Source organism: Virgibacillus sp. W0181 (assembly GCF_051846915.1).
Lineage (GTDB): Bacteria > Bacillota > Bacilli > Bacillales > Amphibacillaceae > JBPYCR01.
In genome coordinates, this window is record NZ_JBPYCR010000003.1 from 23,417 (window position 1) to 39,169 (window position 15,753).

A 15,753-nucleotide genomic window follows, 5' to 3' on the forward strand; every position below is an offset into this window, starting at 1 on the left:
ATGAACCCGTTTAAGTATAGTGATGAAACGATTAGTGAAAGAGAGTTCATGCTTGCTCTTCCTTCCATCATAATCGGTGTTACAATCCTTTCTTTACCATATCAAGTGGCACAGGTAACTTCCGGATCTGACGGTTGGATCGCAATCATTATCGGCGGACTCATTATTGGATTCTTTTCCTGGTTAGGTGCTAAATTGGCGAGTACGTTTCACGATCAGAGCTTTTTTTCTTACTCAAGTTCACTTGTTACGAAACCCGTCGCTTTCGTTTTCACTGTTACATATATAATGATCGCAATTACCATTTCAGCATATGTCGTCCGTTCCTTTTCCGATATTTTAAAAGAATATTTATTCAGTAAGACACCGGTTGAAGTCCTTGCTCTTACTTTAATTCTTATTGTTGTCTATGCCGTTTCCGGGTCTCGAGCGGGCGTGTTTCGGTTAAATATTTTGTTTTTGCCGATCATTCTTGTTGTCATTACCATCATCATATTATTTAATATCCATTGGATTGAACTGAACAATTTTTTTCCACTCTTTCAAACAAGTATGAAAGAATATGTTCAAGCAACCGGATACAGTGTCGGTGGTTATGTTGGATTTGGCATTGTATTATTTTATGTATTAATCGTAAATAAACCTATACAAGTACCAAAAGTAACACTTTATGGAATAGCTGTCCCAGTTATTCTTTATACAGTCATATTTTTAGTTACCATTGGTGTTTTTGGCAACTATACGACTTCAAACTTATTACATCCGACAATAAGTCTGGCAAAGCGGGTCGAGTTTCCAGGAGGCATATTCGAGCGGATTGAATCGGTTTTTTTTGTCATTTGGACGATGGCTATTTTTAATACAACGACCATCTCCCTTGATTCAGCTGTTTTACTCATTCAGTCGATATTTAAACAGGTGAAGAAAATTAAGATTTTATTTTTGTTAGCACCCATTGTTTATTATTTGAGCATGTTGCCGCAAAATTATCTCCAAGTCAAAAATTTAGCAACCTACATGATTATGTTTATCATTCCTTTTACAATTTCGGTCATTTCCTTGTTATTCATCACCGCTTGGATAAAAGGAGTGTTTCGGAGTGGGTAAAATCGGTTTTATGTTTTTCAGTTTATGCAGTTTATTCACATTAACCGGGTGTTGGGATTCCGCGTCGATCGAAGACCGTGGTTTTGTCATTGGCACGGCAATTGATATGGAAGAGCAAACAACAAAGGAACCGATATTGTCAATGACTAATCAATTTGTCATCCCGCGCAACGTCCCATCAGCGCCAACCCAAGGGGGTACCGATGAAGATCCTTTCATGAATATTACAGCAGAAGGAAAAAGTTTGTTTCAAATTGACCAAGAAATGTTCGAACGAACAGATAAGTTTTTATTTTATGAGCACTTAAAAATTATTATTATTTCTGAGAAAATTGCTCAAACTCCACACTTGTTTTCCAGCATTCTTGATACTTATATACGTGACCCGGAAATGCGCAGGGGGATTTATGTAGTTATAGCCGAGGAAGCGAAGCCACTACTCGAATCACATCCAAAAGCGCAAAAAATGCCTGCTATCTTTATCGAATCACTATTAAAGGCATCCGCTGATAGAGCAGGTTTACTAACACCGAAAATTATAGGCGATGTAAATGAACATTTGATAAGAAAATCAAGTTATGTTTTACCAATGATAACTCCTATGGAAAGTCGAATTAAATATAATGGTGGGGGTGTGTTTCATGGATATAAAGATCAAATGGTCGGAACACTAACTGATAAGGAAATGATTGGGCTCAACTTCGTTCTGACTGAAAGCAAAGGTGCTATATTAGAAGTGAATTCCAATGGAAAAGTAATAACAGGTGAAATAAAAAAAATACGTAGCAAAGTAACGATCGATCCAACAGACGTACAGCAAATAAAAGCGACCATTCAAATTGATGTTAGAGTAATTATAAAAGAGATTTTAGGCATAGAAAACCTACAATCAAAAAAAGCCTTACAAAAAATAGAGGATACATTTTCTGACCATATTGAAAAGCTTGTTAAGGATATTTTCATAAAGGCGCAAGATGACTTCAATGCAGATATATTCCAGTTGAACTACGCTTTGCAATCACGTCACCCGGACGTATGGAAAAAAATAAAAGACGATTGGGAGCATGGGGCTAATTATTTTTCGCAAGTAGATTTGAATTTGGAAGTTGAAACAAACATTCCTTCCGTCGGAAATACTATACAAATAGAAGGTCGAAATGAGTGATTGTTATGTGGGATGCAGTGAAGGATAGTTTAAGCATTATAAATATCATATGTACAGCACTTGCTTTCGCTATACCTTATGTTGTTTACAAAATCAATCAACGCCTTCATAAATATGGAGACCCGCCATGGAAGAAACAAGAATAAGGCCTTAGGTTAACAAGTTATCAGAGAAGGGCGCATATCCGTATTTGATGTGATATATCCGTATATGGGGACGTGTGATCAAATTTAATTAGATCAATCGTTATACTCTCTTTACATAAAGAAAACCGGAGCAACATGTACTCCGGCTATTAAGTATTTATTCGCTTATTCGAATCGCAATTTTTCCAAACTGCTTGTTCGGCTCTAGATAATCAAAGGCTGCTTGTGTCTCATCCAATGTAAACGTACGGTCTACAACCGGATGGATATTGTGCTCTTCCATAAAGGCTAGCAATTCTTTCAATTCTTCCCTGCTGCCCATAGTTGAACCGAACAAGTGATATTGGCTATAGAAAAAGTTCCGCAAATTCAAATCGACCGTGTCTCCTGTTGTCGCACCGAAAATGACTACGCGCCCTCCTTTTTTCACTATTTCCAATGACCTGTTAAAAGTGGCCCGTCCAACACTGTCAATGACAAGATCAATCGTTTCCTTTTCCAATTCCTCAGGCCAATCAGAGTTAGTATCGATTGCCTTAGCCGCTCCAAGTTTCAATGCTTCTTCTCTTTTTTTCTCACTTCTCGATGTCACAATTACTCTCGCCCCAACACTTTTGGCAAAAGAAATTAGATATGTCGCAACGCCGCTTCCCGCACCTGGGATAAATACGGTTTCTCCTTTTTTTAGATGACCTTTCGTAAACATAGCCCGGTAACCTGTCAAAGCTGCAAGCGCTAATACTCCTGACTCTTCCCATGATAAATGTGACGGCTTTTTTTCCACTTGTTCCGCACTAATAACGATTTTATCCGCTAATGTTCCGTGATCAGGCATTCCTAATATGTCAAACCCTTCCGGAGGGAACGCACTATTATCATACCAGCGCAGTGCAGGGTTAATAATCACTTCATCCCCCGGCTTTACCTTTTGCACATCTTCCCCAACAGATTCAACGATTCCTGCCCCGTCGGAACCCAAAATTAATGGCTCTTCTTTCACACCGTGACGATTCGTAATATATAAATCACGTCGATTTAAACCGGCAACTCGAAGCGCAATAACTACTTCTCCTTTTCTCGCTTCCGGTTCAGGCATTTCATTTACACTTAATATTCCATTTTCTAAAACAAACGCTTTCATTTCATACATCCTTTCAAAGCATTATAATCCCTATGGTATAGAAGTTTCGATAGGCATCAATTTCCGCTTATTTCAAAATAACTGCTGAACTGTTCAAGCTCTTCTTCATTAACTATATCATGATAGAAGAGCGGAACTTGAACGACCCGCCACTTAACATTCTACGGATTGTTTGAAGTGGGGGGTTCCTAAGAACACCGACCTTATGGTCAGTTTTAATTAGGCTAGCCCCGCAGTCCCTGCGGTTGTGTTTAATCTTTTCGCTTCTTTTTCAATATTCCTGGCCGCATTAACGTCCCTGTTATGATGGATGCCACATTTGGAACATGTCCATTCACGAATGCTGAGGTTCTTAACGTCTTTGTTCTTGTAGTCGCAATTGGAACAAAGCTGAGAAGAAGGAAAGGTCTTCGATACGATCACGACTTGTTTGCCGTACCACTTCGCTTTATATGTCAGCATGTTTTTGAATGTCGACCAGGAAACATCACTAATTTCCTTAGCCAAACGTTGATTTTTAAGCATGTTTACAACCTGCAAATCTTCCAGCCCAACGACATCGTGGCTTTTAATGATGTTGGACGATAGTTTATGCAGGAAATCCATGCGTGCGTTTGTCAGCTTTTCATAGATGCATGCAACCTTAATGCGTGCTTTATGCCAGTTGGCACCACCTTTCGTTCGTCTACTCATGATACGTTGTGCTTTGATTAATTTATGTTCAAGCCTATTTAGTAATCGCTGGTTGCCAAACGTTTCACCTGTACTCAGAATAGCAAAATTTTCTAGACCGAGGTCGATACCAACAGCAGAGTGTTTTTTGATCAATTTCTCAACCTCTGTTTCGGCAAGAATAGACACATAATATTTACCACTCGGCTTCCGCCTAATTGTAGCGTTTATTATACGTCCATGAACCTCCCGGCTTTTAGCGAATTTAACGACACCCAGTTTAGGCAGTATTAGTCTATTCCCGGTTATCCGGATATTGTCATTGGTGTACTTCGTTGTATAGGATTGGAGTTGATTTTTCTTGGACTTAAAGCGAGGATAGTTTGCTTTTTTACGAAGAAAGTTGTCGAAGGCTGCAGAGAGGTTTCTTAAAGATGATTGGAGTGAAATACTGTCAACTTCTTTTAGCCAGGGGAATTCAGATTTTAATTCCGGAAGCCGGGCGGAACACTTCCCGTAAGACAGTCCTTGCCCAATTTCTTGATATGCCTTATGCCATTTTGAGAGAAAATGATTGAACACAAAGCGGGTGCAACCAATCGTTTTATTAATCAGGACAGCTTGTTGTTTTGTCGGGTATAATCTAAATTTATACGCTTTGTGCACAAGCATTTTTCTGCCTCCCCCTTTAGATCACCTATATTATACACAACATTTACCAATAACACAAACATTTGTTCTTGTTTATAAACTAATTTATGAGCTTTAAATGGATTCTGTTATCGATGCAGTTCAAGAACAGTCGGAAGGCATTGAACGTCCTGCATAAGAGTCGTCCAATGCTTTCTATCTGCTTAATACAGCTTCCCTTGTCGATACAAAACGGTTGAGAGCTTTAACACGGAGTGAATATAGCATGTTCTTCGCAATGAGTGTGAGTTTGAAAAAAACGCCGGAAATACATGATCAAATGTATGTTGCATTTTTTTATAAAGTCGGCGAAACACTTCATCTTCTGTAAAGAATTGGGTTTCCTTCCCTTGAATCCATTCAAAATAGGAAACGATAACACCGCCCGCATTGGATAATATATCCGGAATTACAAGCTTTTTCTGTTCCGCAAAATAATTGTCAGCTTCATTCGTAATCGGCCCATTAGCTCCTTCAACAATTATTTTTGCTTTAACGTTTTTCATATTATTTTTATGAATTTGATTTTCCAGTGCAACTAAAAAGAGTGCATCTACGTCCAAATACAAAATTTCGTCACGCTCAAGAATTTCTGCATGAACATCAGCTTCTTTCAGTTCTTCCTTCGTTTTTGGCAGATCACCTTCATTATTATCCGTAAATTTAACTAGTGCAGGAATATCCAGCCCATCCTCTTTATACAACGTTACATTACGGTCACTTACAGCCACTACCTTATTGTTTACTTTGCTACACTGATACGCATCCAATGCCGCTGCCGACCCTACATTTCCAAACCCTTGAAACGCCAATGTCAATGATTGGTCATACATATTCAAAACAGTATTTGCTTTGCTTGAATTTTGATCTTTCAACCAGCTTTTTTGCACTTCTGCAAAATCATGGATCATATATCGAAATGTAAAATAAACACCTTTTCCTGTCGATGTACTTCTCCCTAAAGAACCACCATTTTCTACACTTTTACCGGTAAAACTACCCAAGTAATCCCTGCCAGGATGGATACTTTTAAATTCACCCATCATCCAGTCCATTTCCCGTTCTCCCGTACCAACATCAGGTGCCGGAATATCTTTGTTTGGTCCAATGATTCCGCTAAAGTATTGGACATATTTGATACAGATGGAATGAAGATCTTTTTTATTGTATTCTTTCGGATTGATGACAACACCACCTTTACCGCCACCAAATGGAACGTTATGTAGGGCGGTTTTTAGCGTCATCAAGGAAGACAAATTAACTACTTCATCCTCATTCACCGATTCATGGAAACGGATTCCGCCTTTATAAGGACCGAGAATATTGTTATGCTGCACCCGATAAGCTGGAATGCGTTCGACATTACCGTTTTCCAACGCAACACGCAAATAGGACTTATTTACATGATTTGGTGTTGATAATATCGATACTAAAGAATGAAACGCTTTTTCTCGCTGTTCCTTATATAAATCAGGTAAAAATGACGCATCATCAAAAAGTGAATTTAATGAATCTTGAACGATCTTTGCAGTTCTACTCTCCATCTATTTTAACCTCCATTTTTTCTTACATTCTAACCATGAGGGTTCCCAATTATTAATAAGTTCAAACATTAGGCAAGATACGAACTGCAATACTCACTTACTATATGTGATTCACGTAAAAACTTATGCTGTTAACCAAACTTTCTTGATAAATTAATTTCGAAAGCGTATAAATCACTACGATAATAAGCTTCTTCATATTCAATAATGTCTTCTGTCGGATCCTTTATAACCCGTTCCGCTTTTAATACACTGGTATTCGGTTCAATTTGCAAATATGCTCCATCCTGTTCAGAAATAGCACAACTACTAATTTTTTGATTTGCTTCTGCAAATTGAATGCCTAAGCTTTTTTCTAAAACGTCATATAATGTAATCTCATTTAAGTCGTAATCTGCTAAGGGCTCCCCTATAGATAGAGGATAATAATGTTGTTCAAGACCTATCGGCATGTTATTTGCCAAACGGAGTCGTTTTAAATAAAATGCTTCTTTAAATCCTGTTATTTTCTTTACATAATTAGGAGGGGGCACTTTATAAAAATCAATTAACTGTATCCCTGGTTCCATTCCCAGTCTCCGTATGGTTTCTGTTGTGCTGCTCAAGTGACCAAGCCAATTTTGGATTGGTTTTAATGATACAAACGTTCCTTTTCCATGCTTTTTAACCAAAACACCTTCCCGAACTAACAATGTAATTGCTTCCCTTACTGTACTGCGACTAACATCATATTTCTGCATAATTTCTCGTTCACTTGGAATTTGATCCATGAGAGTACCTTCTACTATTTGCTTTTCAATTTCATGTTTAAGTTGTATATGCAAAGGTATGTGATTTTCTTTATCTAACGTCATCATATATTCCTCTTTTCCATTTCATGTAGCCGAAGCTATTCTATTATCGAAAAACGACTATATCCGCACTTTAACTGTAAGTATAAATCTGTTTCAAACACCTAATAAACTAAATGACAATAAAGTTCCCGAATAACGAAATAAGGGTAAAACTAACAATACCTACTGATACAGCTGCAATAAACCCTATATAAAATGGTTTAATGCCAATTCCTTTAAACTTACTAAAATCAGTCGATAAGCCGACTCCTGCCATCGCCATGCCTAACAAGTAGGTTGTTCCAAATGAACTTCCATAGGAATACACATTTTCCCAGGCAGTTTGCTGTAGAAAGCCATATGCAGCTCCCATATTTTCCAACGTCATATCACCAATTGTTCGGACAAATGATAAGCCAAGAAAACCTATAACGAACAACGGAATAAATGTATACCACTTTGGCAAAGCTTTCTGTCCTTCCTTCGCTTCCGCATCATTTTTATCACTATTTTTATAAAACAAATAAGAGACAAAAGGGATGATAACGATAATGAATAAATTACGTGTTAATTTCGTTACGGTTGCAACATCAACCACTTTTTTCATCTCAAACACTTGGTTATAAATTAGTGCAGATCCAGTAACTTGTGCCGTATCATGGATGGCCGTTCCTAAAAACATCCCAGCTTTAATCGGATCATCGGCAAAAAAGAAGTTAGCAACAAATGGATACAGCATCATTCCTGTTAAACCAAAAATAGTAATGTTAGCTACAGCATAGGAGATTTCATCTTCTTTCGCTTCAATAACAGGGGACGTCGCCATGATAGCTGTCACCCCACAAATCCCCGTACCACAGGCAATTAACGTTCCAAGTCTATTCGATTGTTTCATTTTATTTGTCAAATATAAAGTTATAAATAGTCCAACAGAAATACAAGCGACAATTAGCGGAATCCCAAGTGCCCCAAGCTTTAATGCCTCGATTAAACTTAGCCTTAGACCAAGTAATACGATCCCAGCACGTAATGCATATTTGACTGAAAATTGGATCCCCTTTATAAACATACTCTTAATACCTACGACGTTTCGAAAGATAATTCCAATAATAATTGCAACAAATATACCTGATACGGGTGTTTTACTTCCTGCAGACAACAGTTTCAATTTAATCAACAAATTCCCGATCCATTCCGCTCCGTAAATGCCAATAAACATAACGAGAATACTCAATAGCAGTCCCGGGAATAATTTGATTAAAATAGGTGTTTCATCTCTATTCTTTGTGTTATCCATCTTTCCCATCCCTTTTATTAAATAAAGAAGCTTTGGCTCAATAAGATATTTACTCTAATTGAACCAAAGTCTCTCTATCATAAATCATTTTTAACACTTACTTATTGCTCATTATATCATGCATGTATTATTCACCAAATTTATTATTGATTTTTCCATGAGTCATGATCTAAGTGTTTATATTTATCAAGAAATCGTGTTGGCATCTTCAGAGCATCTTTTCGGAATGGCGGTGCAAGTTGCGTGCCGTCAACCATTATATTAATAACAGTCGGCTTATTTTCCTTTAACGCTTTTTCAATCGTCGGACCAATATCTTCTGCTTTATCAACTGTAAAACCAAGTGCCCCCATAGATTCGGCTACTTCTGCAAAATTAGGTCCTTCAATGTTGGAACCAACAAATCGGTCGTTATAGTAATCTACTTGGTTTTTCTTCTCTGCCCCCCACGATTCATTATTAAAGACACACGCAATGACGGGAATGTTTTGTTCCACAGCTGTACTTACTTCATGCAAGCTCATACCCCAAGCTCCATCCCCAACAATCGCAACAGATGGTGAGTTAGGTTCCGCAATCTTTGCTCCGATTGCTGCTGGATATGCAAAACCACAATTACCAAATGTTAATGCGGCAATATGACGCCTACTTTGATTAAATGTTAAATACGCATTCGCTGTCGAAGAGACGTTACCAATATCGGTTGAGAAAATCGTGTTTTCCGGAAATGCTTTTCTTACTTCCAAGAGAGCTCGACGTGGATTAATCGGATCTCCTTCTACCATTGCCAAGTCTACCAATTCCGTTTCCCAATCTGTTTTTAGCTTTGAGATTTTCTCCTGACGAGCGGCATCTTTTCTCTTTTCGATATCGGATAAGCACTTATAAATCTCATCACTTGCAGCTCGAGCATCCCCAATAATTCCAACTTCTACCGGGTGTGTTCGCGCAATATTACGCGGGTTGATATCAATTTGAATGATTGCTGCATCTTTTGGGAAATAATCAATATCATAACTCGGTAAAGTCCCAAATATTGATAACCTTGTGCCAATAGCCAGTAATACATCTGCATCCTTAATCAAATGCATTGCAGCCTTTGATCCCATGTAACCGATTGGCCCAACTGCCAGTGGATGATTATTTGGAAAGGCATCATTGTGCATATAAGAAACAGCCACAGGAGCGGTTAAATGCTCGGCGATTTTCGTAACGACATCTATTCCGTCAGAATCCACAACACCACGTCCAGAAATAATGGCTGGTCTTTTCGCATGTTTTAGTAGTTTTACCGCCTTTTCAATTTGTATTGGATCACCTGTGCCTCTCGCATCCACTCGGTATTGATGTGGCTGTAAAATATAATCTTCTAATTCTCCATAAAAGTAATCACGTGGAATGTCATATAAAACAGGACCTCGCTCAGCATATGCAATTCGAAATGCTGTTCTTAAAGTATCCGCAACACGGCTTGGATGTGTAACCTCTACGGTTTCTTTCGTTATTGCTTTAAATACAGAAACTTGATCAGCTTCTTGGAAACCATCCCAACCGATTGTTGGTGTACCAGCGGAAGGTGAGATAACAACCATCGGTGTATGAGCGTGATTTGCTGCTGCAACGGAAGTTACCATATTCGTCACTCCTGGCCCATTTTGGCCAATAACGACCCCTGCTACCCCTGACACCCTTGTATAGGCATCTGCAATATGTGCAGAACTTTGCTCATGCCGAACAGGAATAAAACGAATCCCCGCTGTCGGCATTAAATCAAGCATATCCATAAAGGCCGACCCTAATATTCCATAAATGTCCTTGACACCCTCTTGGACGAGCGTTTCAACGATCGCTTCACTCGGTGTCATTTTTAATTTCTTCTTCATGTTTTTTTCAACTTGTGTTGTATTCATAAAACATCCTCCTACAAATAGTTATAATTGATAAATAGATTGTTTGACGGTATTCACGATGAAACGCAAATCTTCTTCGGTTGATACAAGTGGTGGAGCTATTATTATCACATTGTTTTGCCCTGGCACTGTATCGCCGTTTCTCCCAATAATCAATCCTGCTTTTTTACAACTAGCTAAAATCTGGTTCATTAATTCATCTGATAACGGTTCTTTTGTCTGTTTATCCGCAACCATCTCCAACCCTACTAAAAATCCAATTTGTCTTACTTCCCCTACATGAGGATGGGACTCTAGTTGTTTCAAATCATTTAAAATACGACTACCTAGTGAACTTACACGCTCTACGATTTGTTCTCTTTCAATTATTTCGATATTTTTTAATGCCACTGCACATGAGGCCGGGTGTCCACCAAAAGTGGATACATGACGAAAATGTGTATCCTTTCCTTCTTTCTTAAAGGCATCGGCAATTTCACTTGTTACCGCTGTTGCTCCTAAAGGTAAATATCCGCTTGTAATTCCTTTTGCCATAGTTACCATATCAGGACGAACCCCTTTAGAATGCATGAAACCAAACATTTCCCCTGTTCTTCCAAATCCTGAAACGACTTCATCGACAATTAAAAGGACATTGTATTTATTGCAAATCTCCGACACTCGTTGCAAATATTTAAATGATGGTATAATCACCCCTCCACCGGAAATGAATGGTTCCATAATAAATGCAGCTACGGACTCCTCTCCTTCCCAATTAATCATTTCTTCGAGCATATCTGCTGCTTTTAAGTCGGACTCCTCTTTATCTCCGCCGAAAATTGACCGGTAACTATAGGGTGGATAAACATGCAGGAATCCTGGAACTCCAGGGTCGTATTTCACCCGTCTATTGGCTTGAGCAGTCGCACTTAATGCACCTAAAGTAGATCCATGATACGCTCTATACCTGGAAATGATTTTATACTTTTCAGGGTTTCCAGTTTGAATATGGTATTGTCTAGCTATTTTAAACGCTGTCTCATTCGCTTCCGATCCACTGTTGGAAAAAAATGTTCGAAACCTTCCCCCCAACAAGTCACTTATTTTTTTCGATAAGTTCAATGCAGGAACATGGCTTAATGTAAGCGGAAAGTACGCTAAATCCTTCATTTGTTCCGCAGCAGCTTCTATGATTTCCTTCTGACCATGACCGAGATTTAAACACCACAATCCGGATACACCATCTAAATATTTGTTACCATCTACATCTGTAAACCACGAGCCCTCGCCTTTTTCCGCAATAAATGGGCTTGCTTTTGGATCATAACGGCGAACTGCATTCCATAAATATTCTTCATTTTTTGTATCTGTACTCATTCTGGATTCTCCTTTCGAGTGTTTTCTTGATCAAAACTCAAATGGCATTGACGAATCATTGCGATGTCCGTACCAGTTTGTTCAGTTTTAGAAAAGCTATAATTAATAATTGGCACTAAATTTTATAAGATTTTGTATTATTGACACGATATTACTTTGCTTTAACCTTTGAACCTTTGTTTTACCGCTTTATGGCTAGACTCCTAAAATGGGATAATCTGCCCTGCGTGCTATCTAAAAAGTTACAGCAATCTGTTAAACCCTTGATCGCTTTGACCAGTCTAATCGTTGGAGTTTACGGAGTACCAAACTAAACAATTTTCAACACTCACTATCCATATTGCATTTATTTCTATATGGAATCTATTGTCAAGCACTGGCACTCCGTTTTTAATATGTTGTGAAGTGACTAAATTATAAAACACTTAATATCATACAAAAGGTGTTAAAATCACTATAGCAGATAATGAATCACTCATCATGATTTGTGCGGATACCGAATAATGTTTGTATATCGATTACCAAATTTTTAAGCACGACAAGTAATGTGAAAAATGCACAAATAGGAATCATTGTTTTCAAGTGATAAAGTGGAATAGAAACTGCGGTTGGTGTCATTTCTTTCCTCCCAATAGATGACAATGCCGCATCCATTCCTTTGGTGATTAGAACATACAAATACAGGAATGCAAAAATAAATGTAATTATATTTGTGATTGCTTTTTTTCTTGGTGAAAATTTTTCATAGAATACATCTAACCTGACAAACGCATCATTTCGGAGGGCGTATGGGCCGGAAACACAGGCTAATAATACAATGGCATATTGGATAGTAACCGATATCCATAACGAAGGCTGATTAAATATATATCTTAGAATGACGTCCGTTAATCCAAATACCATCGCATATAAAACAAGACACCAACCTATTCTCCCTAATATTTCACTAATATTATCTATGGTTACTTCGATTGTTTCCCATACTTTCATTCAGACATTCGCCCCCTTATTCCAACTTTAATAAATATATGAATTAGACATGCTGTCCCCTCCCTTTGTTTTAATACCGTAGTGCTATCGGGAGGGATGCATAAAAGTTTAAAAATTATTCTTCATCTATTATTCAATTTTTCCTTTATCACGTAGATATTGCTCCCACAACTTTACTCCTTCTGCTGTACGCTCAGACTCGTCAGCAACTTTAGGCCAAATTTCTTCAATGGCCTTTAAGCGCATTTTTTCTACTTCTTCATCACTTAAAGTAATAACTTCTCCACCGCTATCATCCAGTTCTTGTAAAGCTTCTTCAACCCCATCTAAATGCATTTCACTTGTTTTTACATAATTGGATTCAAAAATGCCTTCTATTTGCTCTCTTTGCCAATCAGTTAGAGCATTCCATGAATCTAAATTGATATAAATTTCTTGATGTTGCGCTGGATTCCAACCTGGTAGCATGGCATAATCAATAACTTCGTGGAACTTCATGTCATTAATACCGCCTGTATCCCACATCGTTCCTTCAATTGTCCCTAAATCAATTGCCGTATAGATTTCATCACCACTAAGAGAAACAGGGGTCCCCCCCATCGTTTCTAAAAATATAGCTTGTGGTCCTCCCGCTCTTAATTTTTTACCATCTAAATCTTCAATACTATTAATTGGGAATTTAGTAAATATAGAGTTTGGCCCCTGACTGGTCCAGCCTGCCCAATGTAAGTTATTGTCATGGGCTGCTTCCTGCACAATTTCTCCGATACGGTAATTATCATCGCCCCACATAGCTTCCCATGCTTCATTATGATCATCGGCGCCCATTGCAAGTCCATAGGCTAACATTCCTTCAGGCATAATACCTCCATATACGGTTGCCCAACCTGCGTATACATCAATAGTCCCATCACTTGCAGCGCCAAATGCTTCATCCCCACTTACAATGGACCCTGCCGGTAATAATTCAATTTCAATAGAACCTTCCGTTGCTTCCACCACATCTTCAATCCAAGGTTCTACCCCATTTGCCCAACCTGCGTCTCCCGAATCAAAGGCCGGTTGAAAGACCCATTGCGTCACTTCATCAGGTGGACCATCCGCATCATTTGATCCCGAGTCACCGGATTCGGTTTCTTCTATATCTTCTGCCTGAGATTCATCTGCAACGTCTTCTGCTTGACATCCTATAAACAACAAACTCGCTAAAAGTACAAATACCACAAATAATAAGTACTTTTTCATTTGATTTTCCCCCTCCTTATATAATCATGACCACGTTATACCGGCAGATCATCAACTGCCTAAACAAGCAGCTTTGTTGTTTCGTACTAGGAAGACTTGGCTTTACAGCTATTCATTCTCGAATGCGCCAGATGCACTTACACCGGGAAAGTTTAATCCTTTCCTGTTTATAAAGAAAAAGTGAATTCTTACAAATACATCCTCCCAAGTTCCAGTTACTATCATCATGCAACTTACAGATGAGCTCAGGCAGTCACCCCCTTTTTAAAAGTAAATACTATACTTATTTTGTGATCATTGTTGTCGGTAACCATGTCGCTAATTGCGGAAAAATCATAAGTAATATTAATGCAATTAATTGAAGAATAATAAACGGAAAAACAGAGCGATAAACATCTCCCATATTGACGTTTTTAGGCAATATACTTTTAATCCAGAAGAGTACAAAGCCAAATGGCGGTGTTAAATATGCAATCTGAATATTTACAACAAGAAGTATGCCGAACCATAACGTATCTATACCTACTTCATTTAGGATAGGAACAAACAAAGGTGTCGTCATCATAATAATGGCCCAATCATCCATTACCATCCCTAACAGAATGATAATTAACATCATCATAATAAGTACTCCCCATTTTCCTCCGGGCATGGATGTTACCGCAGAAGTAATGACGCCTTGACCACCTAAAGCACTAAAAACATTAACAAAAAATGTTGCACCAATGAGTATCCACAATCCCATTCCGGCCAAGTTGACAGTAACCGTAAGTGAATCTTTAATGACTTTCCAAGACAGCTTCCCATAAATCAAATTAATAAACAAAGCCCCACCGGCTCCAAATGCTGCCGCCTCTGAAGGAGTTGCAACACCTAACCAAATCACTCCCAATACGAGAAAAATAAGTACAATAAAAGGCCAAATACTAAAAACAGCACGAAGCTTTTCTTTAACAGTAAATCGATTATCTTTCGGAATTGCTGGGCCCATATGTGGTTGAATCTTACACCTAATTCCTATGTACAACACATACATAATCGCAAGCATTAAACCTGGTACAATGCCCCCTAAAAATAAAGCTCCAATTGATTCGTTCGCAAGAATCCCATAAAAAATAAATGGGATACTCGGAGGAATTAATGCACCTAATGCTCCGCCCGCCCCAATGGACCCAATTGCTATCCCTCTATGATAGTTATACCTCATCATAGACGGATAAGCGATTTGTCCCATCGTAATTGTCGCAGGTGGCGTAATTCCTGTTATTGCAGCAAATATCGTACATACTTGAACGGTCCCCATTGCCAACCCACCGGGTAGATGTCCAATTAATTTATATGCTGCATCATAAGCTGTTTTGGCAATTCCGGAAAATCGTATGATGTTTCCCATAAAAATAAATAGCGGAACCGTCACAATTATATGCTGCCAAGGAGTTGAGAAAAAAGCACTGGGGGCAGACATCAAAATCTTGGGTGCAAAAAGTAAGGAAAACAGTGCCGCAGTACCGCCCAATCCTAATGCAACAGGCAATCCTAAAAATAAAACAATAAATAAACATACAAACATGAGCACTGTAATTAGTATGGCACTCAATACAAAATCCCCCTTTTTTACGGATGTTTCCTTTCCGTTCAATACCGCAAAATGTACTAT

Annotated in this window: 13 protein-coding genes; 3 read left to right on the top strand and 10 right to left on the bottom strand. The window is 38.4% G+C overall.

Annotated elements, in window-relative coordinates:
• Genes ACLIBG_RS02370 through ACLIBG_RS02380 form a run of 3 tightly spaced genes read left to right on the top strand, consistent with a single transcriptional unit; the run spans position 1 to position 2,418 of the window.
• Positions 1-1,107 (top strand): GerAB/ArcD/ProY family transporter, encoded by a 1,107-nt coding sequence (locus tag ACLIBG_RS02370; RefSeq protein WP_439311109.1) that lies wholly within the window; start codon positions 1-3, stop codon positions 1,105-1,107.
• On the top strand, positions 1,100-2,272 hold the full coding sequence (locus tag ACLIBG_RS02375; protein ID WP_439311110.1) for a Ger(x)C family spore germination protein: 1,173 nt from the start codon (positions 1,100-1,102) through the stop codon (positions 2,270-2,272). The genes ACLIBG_RS02370 and ACLIBG_RS02375 overlap by 8 nt, the downstream gene beginning before the upstream one ends.
• On the top strand, positions 2,269-2,418 hold the full coding sequence (locus ACLIBG_RS02380) for a hypothetical protein (protein ID WP_439311243.1): 150 nt from the start codon (positions 2,269-2,271) through the stop codon (positions 2,416-2,418). Before ACLIBG_RS02375 ends, ACLIBG_RS02380 begins: the two co-directional genes overlap by 4 nt.
• A 157-nt stretch (positions 2,419-2,575) precedes the next feature.
• On the opposite strand, the gene ACLIBG_RS02385 is transcribed toward ACLIBG_RS02380, so the two are convergent.
• From ACLIBG_RS02385 to ACLIBG_RS02430, 10 genes are all read right to left on the bottom strand, one after another.
• Positions 2,576-3,559: a zinc-binding dehydrogenase gene (locus tag ACLIBG_RS02385; protein WP_439311111.1), complete on the bottom strand. Its 984-nt coding sequence runs from the start codon at positions 3,557-3,559 to the stop codon at positions 2,576-2,578.
• 219 nt (positions 3,560-3,778) lie between these two features.
• Complete coding sequence (tnpB, locus tag ACLIBG_RS02390) at positions 3,779-4,903, bottom strand: IS200/IS605 family element RNA-guided endonuclease TnpB (RefSeq protein ID WP_439311112.1); 1,125 nt, start codon at positions 4,901-4,903, stop codon at positions 3,779-3,781.
• A gap of 182 nt (positions 4,904-5,085) precedes the next feature.
• A complete protein-coding gene (locus ACLIBG_RS02395) occupies positions 5,086-6,465 on the bottom strand; it encodes a Glu/Leu/Phe/Val family dehydrogenase (RefSeq protein WP_439311113.1) in 1,380 nt (459 codons plus the stop codon).
• Positions 6,466-6,596: 131 nt separating this feature from the next.
• On the bottom strand, positions 6,597-7,319 hold the full coding sequence (locus tag ACLIBG_RS02400) for a GntR family transcriptional regulator (RefSeq protein ID WP_439311114.1): 723 nt from the start codon (positions 7,317-7,319) through the stop codon (positions 6,597-6,599).
• 109 nt (positions 7,320-7,428) lie between these two features.
• Complete coding sequence (locus tag ACLIBG_RS02405; RefSeq protein WP_439311115.1) at positions 7,429-8,595, bottom strand: YeiH family protein; 1,167 nt, start codon at positions 8,593-8,595, stop codon at positions 7,429-7,431.
• A 143-nt stretch (positions 8,596-8,738) separates the two neighbouring features.
• Entirely contained in the window at positions 8,739-10,505 is a 1,767-nt protein-coding gene (xsc, locus tag ACLIBG_RS02410; protein WP_439311116.1) for a sulfoacetaldehyde acetyltransferase, read from the bottom strand.
• Positions 10,506-10,526: 21 nt separating this feature from the next.
• The gene (locus ACLIBG_RS02415; RefSeq protein WP_439311117.1) at positions 10,527-11,861 is read right to left on the bottom strand and encodes an aminotransferase; all 1,335 of its coding nucleotides are present in this window, start codon (positions 11,859-11,861) and stop codon (positions 10,527-10,529) included.
• Between the two features lie 471 nt (positions 11,862-12,332).
• Positions 12,333-12,851 (bottom strand): TRAP transporter small permease subunit, encoded by a 519-nt coding sequence (locus tag ACLIBG_RS02420; RefSeq protein ID WP_439311118.1) that lies wholly within the window; start codon positions 12,849-12,851, stop codon positions 12,333-12,335.
• 129 nt (positions 12,852-12,980) lie between these two features.
• A complete protein-coding gene (locus tag ACLIBG_RS02425) occupies positions 12,981-14,096 on the bottom strand; it encodes a TRAP transporter substrate-binding protein (protein WP_439311119.1) in 1,116 nt (371 codons plus the stop codon).
• A 283-nt stretch (positions 14,097-14,379) separates the two neighbouring features.
• The gene (locus ACLIBG_RS02430) at positions 14,380-15,693 is read right to left on the bottom strand and encodes a TRAP transporter large permease (RefSeq protein WP_439311120.1); all 1,314 of its coding nucleotides are present in this window, start codon (positions 15,691-15,693) and stop codon (positions 14,380-14,382) included.
• Positions 15,694-15,753 lie beyond the last annotated feature (60 nt).